The sequence below is a fragment of the Dyadobacter sp. HNCC25DJ186 genome (genome assembly GCF_056895235.1).
Map to the genome: position 1 here is coordinate 187,293 of NZ_JBXHAS010000005.1, position 17,659 is coordinate 204,951.

Genomic DNA, 17,659 nt, shown 5'->3' on the forward strand with positions numbered 1-17,659 from the left:
ATAAATTGATTATTAACGATCAATCCTAGTTAATCTTAATAACGCTAACTTGAATAGTATGAAAAAAGTATCCCAGTTGATTTGTTCGCTTGCCTTGGGGTCATTGATGGCTTTGCCGTCAATTGCGCAGCCCTTAGAGCAACCGAATTCTCCGGATTACAATCCAAAAGCTACGTATGACGGACCTTACAAAATGAACACGTGGTCTATCGCGATTCATGGTGGGCCATCAATGTTTTTCGGTGATTTGAGAGAATATGATTTCTGGCCTGTTAATAAAGACAGCGACGACAGCCGCAAAGAATCAGGATCTTTTCAAGGAGGCATTACGATTAACAAACAACTTTCATATTGGTTCGGAGCTCGTCTTGACGGATCTATCGGTACGTTGAAAGGTATGAAACGCCGTAACTACAACCGTTATTTTAAAGGAACTTATCAGGATGTATCTCTTTCAGGAACGGTTAACCTTAAAGGTCTTTTGATGGGACCTAACAAGATGAAACGTTGGAAAGTGGATGCTTATGCTGGTTTTGGCCAAATCTTTTATGATTCGGAAGCATTTGATCTTTCAGGAACCCGCCCATTGGTTCGCGAAACTGGTAAGAAAAATGACTGGATCATTCCAACAGGTCTTAATGTAAGTTATGAACTTACCCCTCGTTTGGATCTTGGTCTTGACTTCCGTCTGAACTATACAAATTCTGATTATCTTGATGCTACCTGGGGTGGTGACTACGACAGAAATGCTGATTTGAATGCTATCAAAGATGCACCAACTTCTCGTAGAGGAAATTCTGAATTGGATAGTTATGGATACGGTTCTGTTGTTCTTACTTACAAACTTGGTAAAAAACCACTTAAAGTTAAGAAAGAAGACGGAAAATGGGCTTACAAGCCAGAAGATGGATTCTACCACCTTCGCTACACAGACCCAAAAGTGTTGTTGAAGCCTGTTAAAATCCTTACACTTGAAGAAATGGACTCAGTTGCAAAAGCAAACCGTCCGAAAGATATCGATCCTAGATTGTTACTTGATACAGATGGTGACGGTGTTTCTGACTTCTTCGATAAAGAGCCAAATTCACCAGCAGGAAGTATCGTAGATGGTAGCGGTCGTGTTCTTGACTTTGACACTTACGTGAAAAATGCATTGGCAACAGGAGCAGCTTGCAGCGAAATCTTCGCAAACGTTCAGTTTGATACAGATAAAAACGTTCTTAAACCTGAATTCCAGGAAATGTTGAAAAATGTTGCAATGTTGATGAATAAAAACGGATGCCGTCTGCAATTGGCTGGTCATGCTGACCGTCGTGCGACAGATCGTTACAACATGGCACTTTCTCGCCGTCGTGTAGATGCAGTGAAAAACTACCTTATCAATGAAGGTGGCCTGAAAGATCCAAGTAAAGTAATCGTTGATTACTTCGGTTCATTCAAACCAATCGCTGATGGTGCAACACGTGATGGTCTATTGAAAAACCGTCGTGTAGAATTGAAACTTCTTCCATAAGGAATAAAATAATTCAAGAAATAAGAAAGGCTCCCGATGGGAGCCTTTCTTATTTCTAATCACTAGATTTGCGTTGGTATTAGTTTTTTATATCAAACAGGAAATCACACAATCACTTCAATAAAAATTACTCATATTAATTTACGCATGGCACAATACGATTATCTTATAGTGGGTGCAGGGCTCTGGGGCTCTGTTTTTGCGCATGAAGCTACTAAAAGAGGTAAAAAATGTCTGGTTATTGACCGACGCACACATACAGGTGGAAATACTTACTGCGAAAATGTTGAGGGGATTAACGTACACAAATACGGGGCACATATTTTCCATACGAACGATAAGGATATCTGGGATTATGTAAATTCTTTTGTGGAATTCAACCGATACACGAATTCTCCGGTCGCAAATTACAATGGCGAACTTTACAATCTGCCTTTTAATATGAACACCTTTTACCAGTTATGGAAGGTGCGTACTCCGGCAGAAGCTAAGGCGAAAATTCAGGAGCAGGTGAAAGAGGCAGGAATTAAAGATCCCAAAAACCTGGAAGAACAGGCCATTTCATTGGTAGGTGTCGATATCTACGAAAAACTGATAAAGGGTTACACGGAAAAACAATGGGGAAGAAAAGCAACCGAACTTCCTGATTTTATTATCAAAAGGCTTCCGGTCCGTTTTACATACGATAATAATTATTTTAACGACAAGTATCAGGGCATTCCAATTGGAGGTTACAACAAACTGACAGAGGGATTATTAGAAGGTATTGAAGTCAGACTCGACACAGATTTTTTTGCCAATCGCGAAGAACTTAGTGCGCTTGCTGAAACAATTGTTTACACAGGACAAATCGACGAATACTTCAATTTCAGTCAGGGTTTACTTGAATACCGCAGTTTAAGATTTGATAACCAGTTACTGGATCAGGAAAATTATCAGGGAAACGCTGTAATCAACTATACTGACGCAGAAACGCCTTTTACCAGAATTATTGAGCACAAACATTTCGAGTTTGGCACACAGCCAAAAACGGTTATTACTCATGAGTATCCATCAGAATGGACGAAGGGTGGTGAACCATATTATCCGGTAAATGATGATAAAAATACTGCCGTTTTTAGTCAGTACAAAGCATTGGCAGCAAACGAAAAAAATGTAATTTTCGGAGGCCGCCTGGCTGAATACCGCTACTATGATATGCACCAGGTTATTGGTTCTGCATTGAAAAAAGTAAGCGTTCATTTTGGCGAATAAAGCATAAAAAATAACACACACACTATAAAGCCCCCGGGCGATTACTTATGAAGATTTTTTTCGCTACCAGCGCAGCTATGCTGTTGCTGGTAATTGCGTTCGGATGTAGTTCCAACCGGAATTTTCCGAGCATTATCTCAGAGACTTTTACTGACAATCCTGTTCAACAAGATAAGGGAGCGTACTTAATAAAATCTGGTGATAAATTATTAATTAACAACCTGAACTGGTCTGCGTCGCTATTTCCCGATCCTGTTAAAACGCAAAATACACAAAGTTCAGAAAATGGTTATGCTGCGAGCGTCCATCAGGACGGCACGATAAAACTACCTGAAATTGGTACAATTCGAGTTGCAGGATTAACTCGCAGCAAACTGGCCGATTCTTTGGCGAGCCTTTATCGGGACATAGTAAAAGATCCCATTTTTGAAATTGAGATAACGAATCTGAGAGTCAAAGTTTTAGGAGCTTGTAATATACAGGGTATTGTCCTTTTGGATAAAGAAACACAATCTCTGGGTGAAGTCCTGGCAAAAGCTGGCGGGATTAAATTCAATGAAGCTGATGAAAAAATTCAAATAATCCGTGGCGATGGGCAGGAACAAAAAATTATCGAATACGATTTTCAACAGCTCGGCGACCCGAGAATCATGAATCTTATCGTTTATAATAACGATATCATTTACATTCCACCTTCCCGGGAAGGCATGCGATCGGTGAAATTATCCCGAAAGCTCATACTCATTCAACCCATACTGATAGCACTCAATCTGGCTATTTTAGTTATAAATCTTACAAAATAATGATTCCCGCAATTATAGATTCTGATTCTGAAATCTTACAAACACTTGGACTGGATTTGCACATGCACGTCTTGCCCGGGATTGATGACGGAGCTCAAAATCTTAATGATAGTCTGGCATTAATTGACGCACATTATCGTGCCGGTATCCGGAAAATTATCGCTACGCCGCACATACGCATGGATTTTTTTGTAAATACACAGGAATCAATTCATAAAGCCTGGATGCAGCTTACGGAGGTAACAAACGAGAAATATCCCGATTTAACGATTCAATACGCCGCAGAATATTTTGCTGACGATTACTTCCTGACGTTGCTTGACAAGGGAGAAATACTTCCTCTTGCCGGAAATCACGTCCTTGTTGAAACATCTTTACGACACGATCTGTCTTATTTTCCGGACATCTTGAAAGAAATGATCTTGAAAGGATATAAACCTGTCGTTGCTCACCCTGAAAGATATCGGGCGTGGCATGATAACCCTGAACGATATGACGAAATACATGAACTGGATGTAATTTTTCAAATAAATATTCTTTCCATTGGTGGTGCCTATGGCCCCACAGAACAGTTTATGGCTGAAAAATTGATTCAACAAGGCTGGATCGGAGCTTTGGGAAGTGACCTTCACCGGATTGGTCAGTATAAGTATATAAAACAAGCAGTTGAGAATCCTTACTTCGAAAGCTTGAAGGATATGAAGCTGCTGAATCATACTTTACAATCCGACTAATCGTATGAATAAAGGGAATGACAGTGCTTTTTTTGAAGAATTTCTAAATCACTCTGACTCCCTCGATATTCAAAAGGTTTTCAAAGTGATTCTTAGCCGCTGGTATTGGGTGGCAGGATCACTTTTGTTTTTTGGAATTCTTTGTTTTTTATATTTAAAGCTGATCACTCCGAAATATGTCGCGAGTATCAATCTTAAATATCTGAACAAACAATCTGAGCTAGACGAAATCACAAGCTCAGAACCTACGTTTTTGATTAATAGTGGAAGTGCCGATTACCTCACGGAAAAATACAATGTCAAGTCGCAGGAAGTTGTCGAAACTGCGTTAAATAAACTTGATAACCCCTTTACATTTTATCGGCTAAAAGATTTCAGGGAAATTGACATTTATCCTGCAAAGCCGTTTCAGCTGAAAGTCATCTATTTTGATCCATCAAAATTCACCAATGGAATATTTCTTCTTGATCGGGAAAGTGAACTTTCTTACGAGGCCTCTTACCAAAAGAAAATTAAAGCAGGCACGGTATACAACGTTCCGGGGTTAACATTTTTAATTGAAAAAGTTAATCCAAAGCATGAATACGAAGTCAAATTTGTCTTTAACAATCCGACCGCCCTGGCCAGGGAATTCATTAAACATATCGACCTTATTGAAGTAGAAGAAGAAATGCCGGTTTTGACACTTGCATTTGAAAATCATAACAAACCATTTGCCAAAGATTTTCTAGAGAAACTTCTGGAATCCTATCAGGAATATGACCTCCGGCAAAAACAGCGCTCCTCAGACCTGACATTACGTTTCATAAATGACCAGGTCAAAGTGTACGCTTCGGCATTAAAAGACGCGGCAAGAGCTCTGGAAATATTCAAGCAGAAAAATGCAGTGCTTGACATCAGCAATTCAGCCAGTGACATTGCTGCAAAAACAAGAGATTTGGATCAACGGCGGAATGAGTCCGAGATCCAGAAAGCTTATATTTCAATGCTGGAAAATAATCTCGGAAATACCTTCGAACCTGTTGACTATCTTTCTGTCGGCCTGGACGGAACCACAGACGGTGTCCTGATTGCCCTTTTAGAACAGTTTAATACTTTAATTTCCAAAAGAAAAGACTTGCTTGTCAAGTATAGTTCCAAGGCACCGGCCGTAAAAAATCTGGATGAAGAACTGGCGAAATTTCGGATACAGATTCTGCAAAATATTGCACTTCAAAAACAAAAAAATGCCGGTATACTCAAAATTCTGGATGCCAATATTGTCTCACTTAAAAAGCGATTTAATCAGATTCCTGCGCTGGAAAAGAATTTTATATATCTGCAAAGCAGTTTTGAAGTAAACAAAAACATTTATTCATTACTGCTCAATAAAGAAATTGAATCTTCGATTGTGCGGGCAGGCATGCTACCGTCTTTCCGGGTGATCACATTGTTGGAAGTAGCAAAAGTTTCGCCCAAACCTACACAAATCATCACAATATCAATCTTCGTCGGATTACTCATTGGCCTGTCTTCCATTTTCTTTACCCGTGTTTTTAACCGAAAATTCACCCGGATCGATCTGATTTTAAAATCAGATTCTGTAAATTTTTTAGGATTGATTCATCATTTTTCTTCCGGGCAAGACAAGCAACCACAACATAACCTAAACACTTTGATATCGGATCGATCGGTTTTTTCTGAATCTGTGAGTGCCTTACGAACCAGAATCAGCTTTTTAAAACTCAATCAGGACATTCATCCAGAACCTGGAAAACAAATACTTATTACCTCCGAAAAGGCTGGCGAAGGCAAAACTTTTATTTCCATCAATCTCGCTTTGTCGCTTACCAAGATTGGTAAAAAGGTAATTATTATTGGTTGCGATCTCAGAAAGTCTAAACTGCATCAGTTTTTTAATGACACCAATCAGGATGGACTTAGTTTGTATTTACAAAAAACAGATACCGGGAAACCGATTAAAACTTCTGTGATTTCAAATCTGGATTATATTCAAGCCGGCCCTCCGCCGTTTAATCCGGCTGAGCTATTGCAGGGAAAACGGTTTCAGAATTTGCTCAGCTATTGCCGGAGCCAATATGATTACGTCATTCTCGATACTGCTCCGGTTGGACTGGTGTCAGACAATATTCCATTTCTTACTGAAAGTCATCTGGTATTATTTATTTTAAGGTGGTTGTATTCCGAACAGGAAGCATATAAATTCCCTTCACAACTCGCCGCAGATTACGATGCCGATAATATTAAGGTGCTCGTGAACGACTTTTACCCGGATGAACTTTATAGCCCTATCACTTCATCTTCAACGAATTATCAGGGATATAGTCAGGATCGTTACGACTATGCTTACGCCAATGATCCGGCAAATGAACAGAAGATGGGTAAACTGAAAAGAATAAGGGAAATACTTAACGTAACCAGGTAAAATTCGATTTTATGACACACACGGGCTATGCATTATTTAGAGTATCAAAAACCAAAAATCGTCGCCGAGATTGGCTGCAACCATAAGGGGGAATTTTCCATTGCAAAGGAATTGATCCGTCTGGCCAGGGATTGTAACGCCAATTATGTTAAATTCCAGAAACGGAATGTGACCGAATTACTGTCTGAGAAACAATTTCATGCTCCGCATCCGGTAGCTTATCATGCCTACGGCCCGACATATGGCGAACACCGAAACGCACTGGAATTCTCAATTGACCGACATGCTGAACTAAAACTTTACGCAGAATCGCTTGGTATCGGCTACGCATGTTCCGTTTGGGATGTTACCTCTGCCAGAGAAATTATAAATCTCTATCCTGAATATATCAAAGTACCCGCGGCCTGCAATAATCATATTGAAATGTTGTCCCTGCTCCGCGATCAATATAAGGGTGAAGTTCACATTTCCGTTGGGATGACAACCTGGAAAGAGATTGAGTCTATCGTACAGATTTTTGAAGAAAAAGATCAGGCAAATGATCGCCTGGTATTATACAGCTGTACGTCCGGCTACCCTGTGGGATTTTCTGATGTCTGCCTGCTGGAAATTCGAAAACTAATTTTTTACTTCAAAAACAGAGTAAAAGAAATAGGTTTCTCCGGCCATCACCTGGGCATTGCGGTCGATGTTGCGGCATATACGCTCGGAGCGAAATGGATCGAACGCCATTTTACAAAAGACCGCACCTGGAAAGGTACCGACCATGCGGCATCGCTGGAAGTGCCTGGTTTGCAGAAATTGGTTCGTGACCTGCATCACACTTATCAGGCATTAAATTATAAGGAAAGCGATATACTGGAAGTCGAAAAACCACTGCTGGAAAAGCTTAAATTTCGTGTATCATGACGGAAATTCTGGCAATTATTCCGGCAAGAGGAGGAAGCAAAGGACTTCCCGGAAAAAATACAAAACTGCTGGCCGGTTATCCTTTGATCGCATACAGCATCAAAGCTGCACTGGATTCTTCTTTAATATCAAGGATTATCGTGTCCACAGATTCTCCAAAAATCGCAGAAATAGCCTTAGGATTTGGCGCCGAAGTTCCGTTCATAAGACCTGCCCGGTATGCGCTAGATCTTAGTACAGATCTGGAAGTTTTTGTTCATGCGCTCGAATGGTTGAAAAAAAATGAAAATTATTCTCCTGATCTGGTTGTGCAGTTGAGGCCAACCTCTCCTATCCGCTTCCCGTCCGATATTCATGACAGTATTCAAAAATTACAAAACTCGTCAGCTGACAGTCTGAGATTTGTAACGGAAGCATTTCACACGCCATACAAAATGTGGCAGATCAATGAGGATCAGTATATCAAACCTCTTTTGAGGACCGAACAAAACCCTGAGCCTTACAATCAGCCCAGACAAAACCTGCCTGTCGTTTACTGGCAAACGGGTACCCTGGATGTCATCAAAACAAAAACGATTACTGAAAACCACTCCATGTCAGGACGAAAAATTCTTCCCTATATCATTGAGCAAAAATTTGCTGTCGATATCGACGATTTATCCAGTTTTGAGCGGGCGGAACATGCAATACGAAATTACAACTGTATAAAGTTTCAGCCATGATCAAACAAACAGATCCGATTCTGGTTATGGGTGCTGGCTCCATTGGGGAAAAACATATATCAATACTCCAAAAACTAGGTTTCAGTAACATCTGGGTTTATCGGCAGCGTCAACTGCCTTTTCGAGTTATTGAGCCAGATACAGTTTCCATTTTTACAGAAATTGATAAAATACAACTGATAAAACCCGCCGCAGCAATTATTTGCACACCCACCTCCCAGCACCTGGAGCAAGCGTTATTTTGCTCGAAACTGGAAATTCCTGTACTAATTGAAAAGCCTTTGTCAAATAATCTGGCAGGCTTTGATGAACTTAAACAAGCTGTTAAACATCACAAAACCTACATTCAGGTTGCCTACATGCTGCGTTACCATCCCTATTTGCAAAAAGTGAAAGCAACAATCGATGCTGGTGAGTTGGGCAAATTATTGAGCATGGAATCCTGTTGGAGCGAGTATTTGCCCGACTGGCATCCATGGGAAGATTATCGGATATCGTATGCTGCACGCAAACATTTCGGCGGAGGAGCAGCATTGACATTAAGCCATGATATTGATCTCTTAAACTGGCTCGCAAATTCGCCAGTCGGAACCTGGCAGACAACTAAAAGTGATCAGCAGATGCCTGAGCTTGATGTGGAATGTGCTGCGGATATATTAATAAACTACGAAAATAAAATTACGGCTCAATGTCACCTCGATTTTCATAACCGAATTCCCAGGCGTTGGTATCGGTTCGATTTTGAGAAAGGGTTTATGGAACTGGATTATCATAAATCTGAACTGATCACTTTTTCGGGTGGAAAAACGACTACGCAGTCGCTTCCCGCCTTTGATAGAAATCAACTTTTTGAGACACAGATACTCGATTTTTTCCACCAAATCCAAAAGGAAAAATACATCGAAACAGCCTTGAAATCCATTGAAGCATCTGAACAAATCATATCAATCTGTCAATCATGATAAATTATAACACACACTGTTCACTATCAGTTGATGGTAAAATAATTCTGATTACAGGAGCCTTGGGTATGATTGGAAAAACGATTGCCATGTCGTTTCTGGAACAAGGTGCGCGTGTAATACTTGCTGACATTAATATTAAAAAACAAGGTGATCTTGAAAATCTGCTTGCCGGTCGTTTTAACCGAGATCGTTTTTTGTTGCAACAATTGGATATTACCAATGAAGAAAGCTGCCAAACTGCAATAAATGCCATTCTGAAAAAATTCGGAAGACTTGATGTATTAATTAACAATGCTGCGATAGATTCCAAATTTGACAAAATACATCCAGGGTCAGTAAATCAAAGTCGGTTTGAAAACTATCCCCTTAATCTCCTTCAAAAATCTATAGAAACAAATCTTACGGGGACAATTCTGATCACGCAGCATGTCTGCCGGGTTATGATGAAACAAGGTTTTGGAAATATTATCAACGTCGCTTCAACATATTCCGTCGTAGCTCCGAACCAAAGTTTGTATGATTATGGTGATCAAAAACCGCAATTTAAGCCCGTTGACTATGTCGTCTCCAAATCTTTTATTCCAAACTTTACGAGATATTTAGCAACCTTTTATGCTCATGACAATATCCGCTGCAATGCCATAGTTCCGCATGGAATAGCCAACGACCATGACGAAATATTTCTTGAAAATTTCGCAAAGTTGTCTCCGTTGGGTCGAATGTGTGAGCGCGAGGAATTGATTGGCCCTTTCACTTTTCTTGCGTCTGACGCTTCGAGTTATATGACAGGTTCGTTATTAACTGTTGATGGCGGCTGGACTGCCTGGTAAAATTGAATGTGGCTATGCAAAAACTTTTGTTCATTTCTGATGAATCACCTTTCAGTTTCAATCATTCCGGCGCAGCATCATTCAAAACGAGCCATCTGACGCTGTTGAATGAGCTTGAAAATCTTGAAATTTATCTATTGTGTTTCCCGGGAAGTCCGGATTCTGTTTCTCAAAATACGATAGAAATTCCGGAATTTGAGCCTAAAAATATATCATTGTTAAGTGTCAATTTTCCTTGTAACCCGATTAGATCGTCTCTTTATACAAAAGTTTATGCGTACATTTTTAGCAGAAAATCTAAAATTCGCGGCGCGCACATATTCCCGTCCGTCAATTTGGAGAATGCATCAGAATTACAAAATCTTATTGATGAATTACAGCCAGATATTATTTGGGCTGAACATCTCGAATCATTCTTACTCGTAACACATTTAAAAAATTTCAAAGGCAAAATAGTTTACAGCCACCATGATTTTTTATGGAAACTTATTTTAATCCGCAGGCGAAAATTTAAAGATTTCATCCAGTCTTTTTTATTCCATACCGTTCAGAAAAAAGTTATTCAGCAATTTGGAAAATACGTCGTTGGCGGTGCTTCAAACGAGCTACAAGAAATTCAAAAGCTCAGTGCAAAAAGTTCAACTTTATACTTACCAACATTATACCCGATTCTTCCTTTTCCTGAAAATAGTGTATTGAAAATGCCTTTAAGAATAATCCATCTTGGGTCTCCAAAAGCCACTGCAAACCGTGTTGGCATTAAAAATTTACTCAATAAAATTATTCCTAAACTACGTAACAACATTGAATTTCAGCTTCACTTAATTGGTGCGACAAACAGCTGCGACATGGAATTATACAAATTATTAAATCAGCCCGATGTCACTTGTGAAGGATTTGCCGATGATTTAAAATCTGTTTTACGCCCTTATGACCTACATGTTTTACCTTATGACAAGGCGACAGGAAGCAGAACGCGTTATGCCGTCGCGATGAATTACGGCCAGGTTTTAATTGCACATAAAGCGTCAGTTGCTGGAAGTGAGGGGCTGGTACACAACCAAAATTGCCTCATAGAAAATTCCTTTGAAGGTATGGTAAAATCAATTATCCGATTACACGACAATCCGTCGGAGCGCATCCGTCTGGGCAATAATGCTAAAAAATGGCATGATGAAACACATCAGGTTCAAGTAAATGCACGGATTTTAGAAAAGTGGTTAATACAAAATAACATCTACCATGGTCGACAATGAAGAGGTATGGGACATTGAAATTGTTCCGGCGACAGGATTATTTGAAATTGACTGGCGGGAACTCTGGCAGTATCGCGACTTGATATTACTGTTTGTCAAGCGCGATCTGACTGCAACTTACAAACAAACGATTCTGGGGCCGATCTGGTTTTTCATCCAGCCGATACTGACAACGGCGATGTATGTAATCATTTTCGGAAATATTGCCAATATTTCTACGGATGGTATGCCCAAAATACTCTTTTACCTGAGCGGAATCACCATCTGGAATTACTTTCAGGAGTGCCTTATCAAAACATCCGAAACGTTTATTTCCAATCAGGGTTTGTTTGGAAAAGTATATTTCCCAAGGCTGGCCTTGCCTATCTCCATTGTCATTTCAGGACTTTTAAAATTCATGATCCAGTTTGGTTTATTTTTACTGGTCTGGCTTTATTTCCTGCTTCGGTCCGAATCCGCTATTCATCCAAACTGGACAATCGCTTTTCTCCCCTTTTTCATCCTGCTGATGTCGGGATTTGGATTTAGTTGTGGAATTTTAATTTCCTCTCTAACCACAAAATACCGCGACCTCCGTTTTTTAATCCAATTTGGAATACAGCTGCTCATGTACGCGACACCGGTTGTATATCCGCTAACCATTGTTCCTGAAAAATACCAATGGATCATGCTGTTGAATCCGGTTACAAGTATTATCGAAGCGTTCAGATATGCTTTTACTGGACATGGTGTTTTCCCCATTAATTATTTGACATACAGCACCTTAATAACAATATTCAGTTTATTGTTCAGTATCATGATTTTCAATCGGGTCGAAAAAAATTTCATGGATACTGTCTGACTTTTATCCGAACAATAATTTGGTGACCTGCTACCCTAAATCCTAGTCTAAGATCTAAAATCACGTGATTCGAAATGTCGCCAACTGTCATTGATGTACAGGATCTTAGCAAAGTTTATCAACTGGGAGAAATATCGACCGGTTCGCTTTCCCGTGATTTATCAAATTGGTGGCGTTTGAAAAGTGAAGTAAAAGAGCCGGAAAAAGAAGTCAGGGCCCTCGAAAACATTTCGTTGGAAGTAAAACAAGGAGAAGTATTAGGAATTATTGGTGGGAATGGTGCCGGGAAATCGACATTGCTCAAAATATTATCACGGATCACAAAACCAACCAAAGGAAGAATCAGGATCAGAGGAAGAATTGCATCGTTGCTGGAAGTTGGCACAGGTTTTCACCCGGATCTGACGGGGCGTGAAAATATTTTTTTAAACGGTGCCATTTTGGGTATGCGAAAAAAAGAGATTCGGGTAAAACTTGACGAAATTATTGCTTTCGCCGGGGTGGAAAGATTCATTGACACACCCGTCAAACGATATTCCTCAGGAATGTATGTCCGTCTTGCCTTTGCAGTTGCCGCCCATCTCGAACCGGAAATCCTGATCATCGATGAAGTCCTGGCCGTTGGAGATATCGATTTTCAGAAAAAATGCCTTGGCAAAATGAAAGAGGTAAGCCAGAACGATGGACGCACAGTGATTTTTGTAAGCCATAATATGGCCTCCGTCAAGTCGCTCTGTTCACGGGCGATTTCTCTAAAAAAGGGTCAGGTTCAATTTGAAGGAAACACTGTGGATGTTATCAATGGGTATTTAAATAATCTTCCGATTGGAAAAAGCGAATTTCATTTTGATAATAACCGATCTCAAATTGCAGCAATCAACTATATAAATTTTGCTGATGCTGAAAACACCCTGGCAAGTTCATTTCTGTTGACAGACCCATGGCAGATTAAAGTAGGTATTACCGTTCACTATCAGGTTTCTGACCTTATTGTTTCAGTGGGACTGATTACGGCAGACAACATTCCCGTCCGGACAATCTGGTCTAAGCCGTTTAAACTTAATCCTGGCTTTTTTGAAGCTGTTTTCTTTGAAAACGAAATAATTTATGCCGCCGGTACTTATCAAGTCGTCGTTTCACTGTCGAGGAGTAAACATACATTTCAGTACATCGATGCAGAAATGTATATTTCTTTTGAAGAAAATCCACTCGATAATGCCTTTCTTAAAACGAAAAATGTCGGTATGATACTTAATCAAATGGACGTGCAGATTAATCAGATTTTCAGATAAAATATGATCTGTGTTCAGTTGCAAGGTGGTTTGGGGAATCAATTATTTCAATATGCCGCAGCACTTTCGCTGGCAGATTTCCATCATACAAAAATGGCTTTTGACCTAAGTTTTCTTAAAAAACAGGATATGAACCAGAAACACACTTTGCGGCAATATGCTCTTGATATTTTCGATATTTCTGTCGGCCAATTAACCTTTTTGGATCAAATAATTTTAAATACCAGGTCGGTTCCATTTCAACAGACAATAAAGAAAATTTTCCCACCGTCGGGAAAATGGACAATTTATAGCGAATCATCGCTTTTATACGACACTGAAATACAGCAAAGCACTTCTAAAAATTCATATCTGACAGGATATTTTCAATCAGAGTTTTATTTCAAAACAATTGAATCCAAATTAAGAAACACTTTACAATTCAAGACGAAGGTCAAAAATCACATGGCGGACAAGATTATGGAATGTAATTCCGTCAGTTTACATGTTCGCCGCGGAGACTATGTTATAAATCCGGACGTCGGTTTTTTTCACGGCCTTTGTTCACTGCAATACTATCAAAACGCAATCCATTATATAGCAGACCGGCAGTCTGATCCACATTTTTTTATTTTTTCGGATGATATTTCTTGGGCAAGGAAGTATCTCAAACTGTCATTTCCAGCTTATTTTATTGAAGGCTCGGAAGCAGAAGATTTACAGTTGATGGGCCTATGCAAACATAATATTATCGCCAACAGCAGTTTTAGCTGGTGGGGTGCGTGGCTGAATACCCATGACCAAAAAATAGTTATATCGCCCAAACGCTGGTTTGCGGACGAAAAAGCAGAAAGTGAGTCTTCCACCATCCTACCGGAAACATGGATACGGCTTTAATTCCAAAAATCAGCGTAATTATGCCGGTTTACAATTCCGAACAATTTGTTTTTGAAGCGATAGACAGCATAATTAGTCAAACTTTTAGAGATTTTGAATTGATAATAATTAATGATGGCTCTACCGACGACAGTGAGAAAATCATTCTATCGATTACAGACGCCAGGATAAGATATTTCAGGAATTACGAGAACCTCGGTATCATCTGCACCCGGAATTTTGGATTGCAGCACGCACGTTGCGAATACATCGCCATGATGGATTCTGACGACGTCAGTTTTCCGGATCGGTTAGAGAAACAGTATAGATTTATGTCAAAAAATCCATTTGTTGGCGTTTGCGGGGCAGTCATGGAATTTGTTGGCGACAAACGAGGTCATTTTGGAAATACCTGTAACACCATTTCGACCTTCACGAAACTGATGTCAGCGCCACCTTTCGGGCAATCGACAGCATTCATTAGAAACTCTGTTATAGAAAAATTTGCTCTCCAATATAACCCGGATTACCCACATGCTGAGGATTACCAACTTTGGCTGGACATCTCTAAACAATCGGAAATTTATTGCTTGCCAGAAACGCTCGTTTACTATCGAAATCATTTGTCGAATGACAGTCGTATACATCAGGCAAGCCAGCAACAATCTGCTCTCAAAACGCAAAAAGACTGGTTTGAATATGTTTTAAATAAAAAGCTAAACGCTGACGAATCTGATTATTTCAAAGGTTTCCGAACATTCAAAAGCTGCTTTTATTACAATTCGTTATGTTTTTTAGTAGTAAAAAATGCAACCATTCCTGTTGATAAAAAAATAGTCATGGAGCAGCGAATGCGAAATAACCTATTGATAAGGAATAGTTTTATTGAAAAAAGATCCACCATCCAGCTATTTTTATTCAAGATTATCGACAGAATTATTTCGAGTTTTATCATCCATCTTACACCAAATCAACACGTATGAACAGGCTCGTTTCCGTTGTGATGCCGGCCTATAACTGCGACAAATATATATGGGAGTCCATTCACTCAATACTTGCTCAAAGCTATACCCATTTTGAATTAATAATTTGGGACGATGGCTCAACTGATGCAACAGTCAATCAAATTAAGACGATTACAGATTCAAGAATTATCCTCTACCAAAATTTTGAGAATAAAGGATATCCTGTTGTCATGAATTCACTGTTCGGTGTTGTTTCAGGAGAATTTGTGATGATTCAGGATGCCGACGATTTGGCCCAGCCGGATAGGATCAAAAAGCTTGTTGAACTTCTCGAAGCGAACCCCGCGTATGATTTAATCGGGTCACATCTGATTAAATTCTATTCAGATATAAAACGAAAAAACGTACATTCGGAGCTATCAGCATATAAATTAAATCAATCCTTCATCAATTATTCCAGGCCGGATATCACTTTTGCAACTTTAATGATGCGGCGAAATGTGACCGAAATACCTTTTCGGAATCTAAAGTTCATAACCAGAGCTCAGGATATCGATTGGTTGTTCAGGGTTTCAGAAAAACACCTGCTGATGAATGGCGATGCATATCTTTATTGCTATCGTCAACATGATCAATCGATGTCAAACGACAATAAACTGGAACATCTGTACAATTATTTTTTTTGGGACTATATCTGTTTTATAACGCAATTCAGGCGAAAAAGAAATACCGATCTTTTACAGCCGGCGTATGAAAGCCAGCTTCTTGATTTTCTCAACGTATTAATTAAAAGAAAAAAAGCAACCGATCCCGTTTTTTGGGAAAGGCATCTTGCCTATCGTTCGAGGCGAAATGGACATTGGCTTGAAGCCATAGCGTACGCGATGAACGCCATAAAATCGCACCCATTCAAAAGATCAGGATATCAATGTTTGTATAAAATTTTATCATGGAATTTTCAGTAAACATGTTTTTTTAACGCTAACTACTGACTTATGAAAATTGGTGTCCTTGCGCAATATCTGGATTCAAGGCAGGACATCGTCGAGGTACTTCGGCGTCTGGCTGTTGAACATGAAATCATTGTCTATGCCCGTCAAATGGATGAAGGCAAGTTCAAAACGATACTAGGTCCCGGGATTCCAGTTATTCACGTGCCCAACTTTGTCAGTTTCAATAAATTATTTATCATAATCTGGCAATACTTGTATCTTCTTTTTGGACAAATTCCTGAGAGCCGGTATAACTACTATATGACTGAACGGATTAAATTATTGAATCCTGATCTGAATACCGCACAAAAACTCACAACAAGTATTTTGCTGAAAATGAGCAAAGTAACACCTGATTTTCTCAAATATGATCAATTTCTGAGTGGTTTATTATTGATAAAATCTCATTTAAAAATATCGGCTGAAATTGATGTGTTTTTATGTTTCACCGAAATTTATCAGGACTGGATGTTTGCACAAATCGTTAAACAAAACAAACCAATCTGGGTGTATGTGTATAGCTGGGATCATCCCTGTAAAATGAAAACGTTCAGCAAGCGTGTAAATTATTTGGTCTGGAATCCTGGAATAAAAGACGATTTAATTGCTCTACAAGGCATCAACCATAAGAAAATTCATGTATGGGGTGCAACTCAATTTGCCTACATCGACAATTTTTTCGCCTCTGACAAAATTTTTCAACATCCGCCTGCAATCAATGCTCCTTATATATATCTGGGCTGTGCGACAGGTTATGAACGTTTGGCAAAACAAGAAATAAAATATTGCGAGCAGATTGCAGCACAACTTTTGGAGAGTTTGCCTCAATGGAAGCTTGTGATCCGGCCGTATCCATTTTTGAAAAACGCTGGTGTTTATAATGCGCTAAGTCAATTTCCCAACGTAATACTGGATGATGTCCCCCCAGACCAAAACAACGATTCCCAACATCAAAAGTTCGTCAAAATTCGGGATGCGCAGGCATTTTTCCACTTTGGGACAACTATGGGATATGAAGCCGGATATTTTGACACACCTTCCTTTTTGATTGATTTTGCAGATCCTAAAAAGGATAAATTGTTAAACGGATTTGTTCATCAATACCAAAACGACAAATATCTCAACGGCGGAACTGGACCCAACGTGATAAAAAACAAAAAGAAATTGTCGGCCGTCCTACAAAATATTTCAGAAAAAAAGGATTTATACAACAACGAAAAAATTCAAAAAACGATGAAGCTTCAATCCTTTGAAGCCCTGACTGAAAACCTGACAGAACTTATGCAACTGCACTAAAATTGAA

Annotated in this window: 16 protein-coding genes; all 16 read left to right on the top strand. The window is 39.4% G+C overall.

Annotation, left to right across the window (positions count from 1 at the left end):
- The first annotated feature begins 58 nt into the window (after positions 1-58).
- The 16 genes from AC1XUO_RS16820 (at position 59) to AC1XUO_RS16895 (ending at position 17,652) form a co-directional block, all read left to right on the top strand.
- A complete protein-coding gene (locus tag AC1XUO_RS16820) occupies positions 59-1,513 on the top strand; it encodes an OmpA family protein (RefSeq protein ID WP_483330932.1) in 1,455 nt (484 codons plus the stop codon).
- A 147-nt stretch (positions 1,514-1,660) separates the two neighbouring features.
- On the top strand, positions 1,661-2,767 hold the full coding sequence (gene glf / locus AC1XUO_RS16825) for a UDP-galactopyranose mutase (RefSeq protein WP_483330933.1): 1,107 nt from the start codon (positions 1,661-1,663) through the stop codon (positions 2,765-2,767).
- Between the two features lie 47 nt (positions 2,768-2,814).
- Positions 2,815-3,570, top strand: coding sequence for a polysaccharide biosynthesis/export family protein (locus AC1XUO_RS16830; protein WP_483330934.1), 756 nt, complete (start codon positions 2,815-2,817; stop codon positions 3,568-3,570).
- A complete protein-coding gene (locus AC1XUO_RS16835; protein WP_483330935.1) occupies positions 3,570-4,304 on the top strand; it encodes a tyrosine-protein phosphatase in 735 nt (244 codons plus the stop codon). Before AC1XUO_RS16830 ends, AC1XUO_RS16835 begins: the two co-directional genes overlap by 1 nt.
- A 4-nt stretch (positions 4,305-4,308) precedes the next feature.
- Complete coding sequence (locus AC1XUO_RS16840) at positions 4,309-6,729, top strand: GumC family protein (protein WP_483330936.1); 2,421 nt, start codon at positions 4,309-4,311, stop codon at positions 6,727-6,729.
- A gap of 27 nt (positions 6,730-6,756) precedes the next feature.
- Positions 6,757-7,638 (top strand): N-acetylneuraminate synthase family protein, encoded by an 882-nt coding sequence (locus AC1XUO_RS16845; RefSeq protein ID WP_483330937.1) that lies wholly within the window; start codon positions 6,757-6,759, stop codon positions 7,636-7,638.
- Positions 7,635-8,360 (top strand): acylneuraminate cytidylyltransferase family protein, encoded by a 726-nt coding sequence (locus tag AC1XUO_RS16850; RefSeq protein ID WP_483330939.1) that lies wholly within the window; start codon positions 7,635-7,637, stop codon positions 8,358-8,360. The genes AC1XUO_RS16845 and AC1XUO_RS16850 overlap by 4 nt, the downstream gene beginning before the upstream one ends.
- Entirely contained in the window at positions 8,357-9,322 is a 966-nt protein-coding gene (locus AC1XUO_RS16855; protein WP_483330940.1) for a Gfo/Idh/MocA family protein, read from the top strand. Before AC1XUO_RS16850 ends, AC1XUO_RS16855 begins: the two co-directional genes overlap by 4 nt.
- The gene (locus AC1XUO_RS16860) at positions 9,319-10,155 is read left to right on the top strand and encodes an SDR family oxidoreductase (RefSeq protein WP_483330941.1); all 837 of its coding nucleotides are present in this window, start codon (positions 9,319-9,321) and stop codon (positions 10,153-10,155) included. The genes AC1XUO_RS16855 and AC1XUO_RS16860 overlap by 4 nt, the downstream gene beginning before the upstream one ends.
- A 335-nt stretch (positions 10,156-10,490) precedes the next feature.
- A complete protein-coding gene (locus AC1XUO_RS16865) occupies positions 10,491-11,411 on the top strand; it encodes a glycosyltransferase (protein ID WP_483330942.1) in 921 nt (306 codons plus the stop codon).
- A complete protein-coding gene (locus AC1XUO_RS16870; protein WP_483330943.1) occupies positions 11,398-12,252 on the top strand; it encodes an ABC transporter permease in 855 nt (284 codons plus the stop codon). Before AC1XUO_RS16865 ends, AC1XUO_RS16870 begins: the two co-directional genes overlap by 14 nt.
- Positions 12,253-12,326: 74 nt before the next feature.
- Positions 12,327-13,544 carry an ABC transporter ATP-binding protein gene (locus tag AC1XUO_RS16875; protein ID WP_483330944.1) on the top strand — a complete coding sequence of 406 codons (1,218 nt, stop codon included), beginning with the start codon at positions 12,327-12,329 and terminating at the stop codon, positions 13,542-13,544.
- Between the two features lie 3 nt (positions 13,545-13,547).
- The gene (locus AC1XUO_RS16880; RefSeq protein ID WP_483330945.1) at positions 13,548-14,420 is read left to right on the top strand and encodes an alpha-1,2-fucosyltransferase; all 873 of its coding nucleotides are present in this window, start codon (positions 13,548-13,550) and stop codon (positions 14,418-14,420) included.
- Positions 14,405-15,382: a glycosyltransferase family 2 protein gene (locus tag AC1XUO_RS16885; RefSeq protein WP_483330946.1), complete on the top strand. Its 978-nt coding sequence runs from the start codon at positions 14,405-14,407 to the stop codon at positions 15,380-15,382. The genes AC1XUO_RS16880 and AC1XUO_RS16885 overlap by 16 nt, the downstream gene beginning before the upstream one ends.
- Positions 15,379-16,329 carry a glycosyltransferase family 2 protein gene (locus tag AC1XUO_RS16890; protein ID WP_483330947.1) on the top strand — a complete coding sequence of 317 codons (951 nt, stop codon included), beginning with the start codon at positions 15,379-15,381 and terminating at the stop codon, positions 16,327-16,329. Before AC1XUO_RS16885 ends, AC1XUO_RS16890 begins: the two co-directional genes overlap by 4 nt.
- A 30-nt stretch (positions 16,330-16,359) precedes the next feature.
- A complete protein-coding gene (locus AC1XUO_RS16895; RefSeq protein ID WP_483330948.1) occupies positions 16,360-17,652 on the top strand; it encodes a glycosyltransferase family protein in 1,293 nt (430 codons plus the stop codon).
- Positions 17,653-17,659 lie beyond the last annotated feature (7 nt).

Excerpts from the sequence above, each read along its gene's own strand:
- AC1XUO_RS16820 (WP_483330932.1), top strand. The coding sequence starts at position 59 with ATGAAAAAAGTATCCCAGTTGATTTGTTCGCTTGCCTTGGGGTCATTG.
- glf (WP_483330933.1), top strand. The coding sequence starts at position 1,661 with ATGGCACAATACGATTATCTTATAGTGGGTGCAGGGCTCTGGGGCTCT.
- AC1XUO_RS16830 (WP_483330934.1), top strand. The coding sequence starts at position 2,815 with ATGAAGATTTTTTTCGCTACCAGCGCAGCTATGCTGTTGCTGGTAATT.
- AC1XUO_RS16835 (WP_483330935.1), top strand. The coding sequence starts at position 3,570 with ATGATTCCCGCAATTATAGATTCTGATTCTGAAATCTTACAAACACTT.
- AC1XUO_RS16840 (WP_483330936.1), top strand. The coding sequence starts at position 4,309 with ATGAATAAAGGGAATGACAGTGCTTTTTTTGAAGAATTTCTAAATCAC.
- AC1XUO_RS16845 (WP_483330937.1), top strand. The coding sequence starts at position 6,757 with ATGCATTATTTAGAGTATCAAAAACCAAAAATCGTCGCCGAGATTGGC.
- AC1XUO_RS16850 (WP_483330939.1), top strand. The coding sequence starts at position 7,635 with ATGACGGAAATTCTGGCAATTATTCCGGCAAGAGGAGGAAGCAAAGGA.
- AC1XUO_RS16855 (WP_483330940.1), top strand. The coding sequence starts at position 8,357 with ATGATCAAACAAACAGATCCGATTCTGGTTATGGGTGCTGGCTCCATT.
- AC1XUO_RS16860 (WP_483330941.1), top strand. The coding sequence starts at position 9,319 with ATGATAAATTATAACACACACTGTTCACTATCAGTTGATGGTAAAATA.
- AC1XUO_RS16870 (WP_483330943.1), top strand. The coding sequence starts at position 11,398 with ATGGTCGACAATGAAGAGGTATGGGACATTGAAATTGTTCCGGCGACA.
- AC1XUO_RS16875 (WP_483330944.1), top strand. The coding sequence starts at position 12,327 with ATGTCGCCAACTGTCATTGATGTACAGGATCTTAGCAAAGTTTATCAA.
- AC1XUO_RS16880 (WP_483330945.1), top strand. The coding sequence starts at position 13,548 with ATGATCTGTGTTCAGTTGCAAGGTGGTTTGGGGAATCAATTATTTCAA.
- AC1XUO_RS16885 (WP_483330946.1), top strand. The coding sequence starts at position 14,405 with ATGGATACGGCTTTAATTCCAAAAATCAGCGTAATTATGCCGGTTTAC.
- AC1XUO_RS16890 (WP_483330947.1), top strand. The coding sequence starts at position 15,379 with ATGAACAGGCTCGTTTCCGTTGTGATGCCGGCCTATAACTGCGACAAA.
- AC1XUO_RS16895 (WP_483330948.1), top strand. The coding sequence starts at position 16,360 with ATGAAAATTGGTGTCCTTGCGCAATATCTGGATTCAAGGCAGGACATC.